This is a genomic window from Streptomyces sp. UF-297, from assembly GCF_058245575.1.
In genome coordinates this window covers 1-2107 of the sequence record NZ_JBSIBZ010000209.1, presented here as the reverse complement: position 1 = coordinate 2107, position 2107 = coordinate 1, and the positions used below count along the sequence as shown (strand labels likewise).

Annotated in this window: 2 protein-coding genes and 1 pseudogene; 2 read left to right on the top strand and 1 reads right to left on the bottom strand. The window is 74.4% G+C overall.

Annotated features, from left to right (window positions below; all coding sequences use genetic code 11):
* Nucleotides 1-48: 48 nt before the first annotated feature.
* Nucleotides 49-1161, top strand: a complete 1113-nt coding sequence (locus AC4IJH_RS43445; RefSeq protein WP_490857551.1) for a nitronate monooxygenase — start codon at nt 49-51, stop codon at nt 1159-1161.
* Nucleotides 1158-1901: a 16S rRNA (uracil(1498)-N(3))-methyltransferase gene (locus AC4IJH_RS43440; protein ID WP_490857550.1), complete on the top strand. Its 744-nt coding sequence runs from the start codon at nt 1158-1160 to the stop codon at nt 1899-1901. The genes AC4IJH_RS43445 and AC4IJH_RS43440 overlap by 4 nt, the downstream gene beginning before the upstream one ends.
* 117 nt (nt 1902-2018) lie before the next feature.
* On the opposite strand, the pseudogene AC4IJH_RS43435 reads toward AC4IJH_RS43440, so the two are convergent.
* Nucleotides 2019-2107: pseudogene (locus AC4IJH_RS43435) on the bottom strand (peroxiredoxin); the annotation flags it as partial.

Sequence of the window (2107 nt, the reverse complement as noted above, 5' to 3'; positions counted from 1 at the left end):
CCCCCCCCCCCCCCCCCCCCCCCCCCCCCCCCGTGACACGATGTGGTCATGCCCACCGCTCTGACCGATCTCTGTCGATATCCGATCGTGCAGGCCCCCATGGCGGGGGGTGCGTCCGGTCCTGAACTGGCCGCCGCCGCCTGTGCGGCAGGCGCGCTCGGATTCCTCGCTGCCGGGTACAAGACCGCCGACGGCATGTACCAGGAGATCAAGCAGCTGCGCGGGATGACGGACCGGCCCTTCGGGGTCAATCTGTTCATGCCGCACCCCTCCCATGCCGACGCCGCCGCCGTGGAGGTCTACCGCGAGCAACTGGCGGGCGAGGCCACGTGGTACGAGACCGCGCTCGGCGACACCGACGGCCCCACCGACGACGGGTACGACGCCAAGCTCGCCATCCTGCGCGAGGACCCCGTACCGGTGGTCTCCTTCACCTTCGGCTGCCCCTCGCGCGCCGTCCTGGACGCCTTCGCCCGGGTCGGTACGTACACGGTCGTCACCGTCACCACCGCCGCCGAGGCGCAGGCCGCGCAGTGGTCGGGCGCGGACGCGGTGTGTGTGCAGGGGACCGAGGCGGGCGGCCACCAGGGCACCCACCGGGACGACCCGCAGGCCGACGGCGCGGGCGCGGGGCTCGGGCTGCTGGCGCTGATCGCGCAGGTCCGTGCGGCCGTACAGATTCCGGTCGTCGCCGCGGGCGGGATCATGCGCGGCGCGCAGATCGCCGCGGTCCTGGCGGCGGGGGCCACCATGGCGCAGCTCGGCACGGCCTTTCTGGCCACCCCCGAGTCGGGCGCGAGCGCGCTGCACAAGCAGGCGCTGACCAACCCCCTTTTCACGCATACCGAGTTGACCCGGGCCTTCTCCGGGCGGCCGGCCCGCGGGCTGGTGAACCGCTTCATGCGCGAGCACGGCCCCTACGCCCCGGCCGCCTACCCCGCCGTGCACTACCTGACCTCGCCGGTGCGCAAGGCCGCGGCCAAGGCGGGCGACGCGCAGGCGCTGAACCTGTGGGCGGGGCAGGGGCACCGGCTGGCGCGGGAGCTTCCCGCCGGGCAGCTGGTGGAGGTGCTGATGGCCGAACTGGACGCGGCACGCGCCTCGTTGGCGCTGGGCATGCCCGGTGGCCAAGGCGTGGCGGACCAGGGCGGTGCGGCATGACGGCGCCGGTGTTCCTGGTCGAGGAACTCACGGGAGTGCGCCCCGGGGACGCGCTGACGCTGGAGGGCCCCGAGGGGCGGCACGCGGTGTCGGTGCGCCGGCTGCGGGTCGGCGAGGAGATCGTGCTGACCGACGGCGCGGGAGGCGGCGCGTACGGGACGGTCGCCGCGGTCGAGGGCAAGGACCGCCTGGAGGTCGCGGTCTCGGACGTACGGACCGAGGCGGCGCCGAGCCCGAGCCTGACCGTCGTCCAGGCGCTGCCCAAGGGTGACCGCGGTGAGCTGGCCGTGGAGACCATGACCGAGACCGGCGTGGACGCGATCGTGCCCTGGCAGGCGGCGCGCTGTGTGACGCAGTGGAAGGGCGAGCGGGGCGCCAAGTCGCTGACGAAGTGGCGCAATACGGCGCGGGAGGCGGGCAAGCAGTCGCGTCGGCTGACGTTCCCCTCGGTGGCGGAGGCGGCCACCACGAAGGATGTGGCGCGGCTGTTGGCCGGGGCGGACTTCGCGGGCGTGCTCCATGAGGAGGGCAGTGAGCCGCTGGCCACTGTGCCGCTGCCCGCGGCCGGGAGCATCGTGCTCGTCGTCGGGCCCGAAGGGGGCGTGTCTCCCGAGGAGTTGGCGGCCTTCGCGGAGGCGGGGGCGAAGCCGTATCGGCTGGGGCCGAGTGTGCTGCGGACCTCGACCGCCGGTACGGCTGCGACCGCGCTGTTGCTCGGGCGTACGGGGCGCTGGGGCTGAGGGCTCTGTAAAGGCGCGGCCGGGAGGGGCCGGGTTGTGCCCACCCTCCCCCACGCCTGAACGGCGCGGGGGACCCCCATCGCCCTGGTGGGGAGCGGGCCACAACCCGGCGCCGGGTCAGACCAGTTCGGCGTCGAGGGTGATGTTCTTGACGCCGGCCAGGGCCTGGCTGACGGGGCAGTTCTTCTTGGCGTCCTCGGCGGCGG

What these genes read in the sequence shown, in the direction of transcription:
- AC4IJH_RS43445 (WP_490857551.1), top strand. Translation starts at nt 49, where the DNA reads ATGCCCACCGCTCTGACCGATCTCTGTCGATATCCGATCGTGCAGGCC.
- AC4IJH_RS43440 (WP_490857550.1), top strand. Translation starts at nt 1,158, where the DNA reads ATGACGGCGCCGGTGTTCCTGGTCGAGGAACTCACGGGAGTGCGCCCC.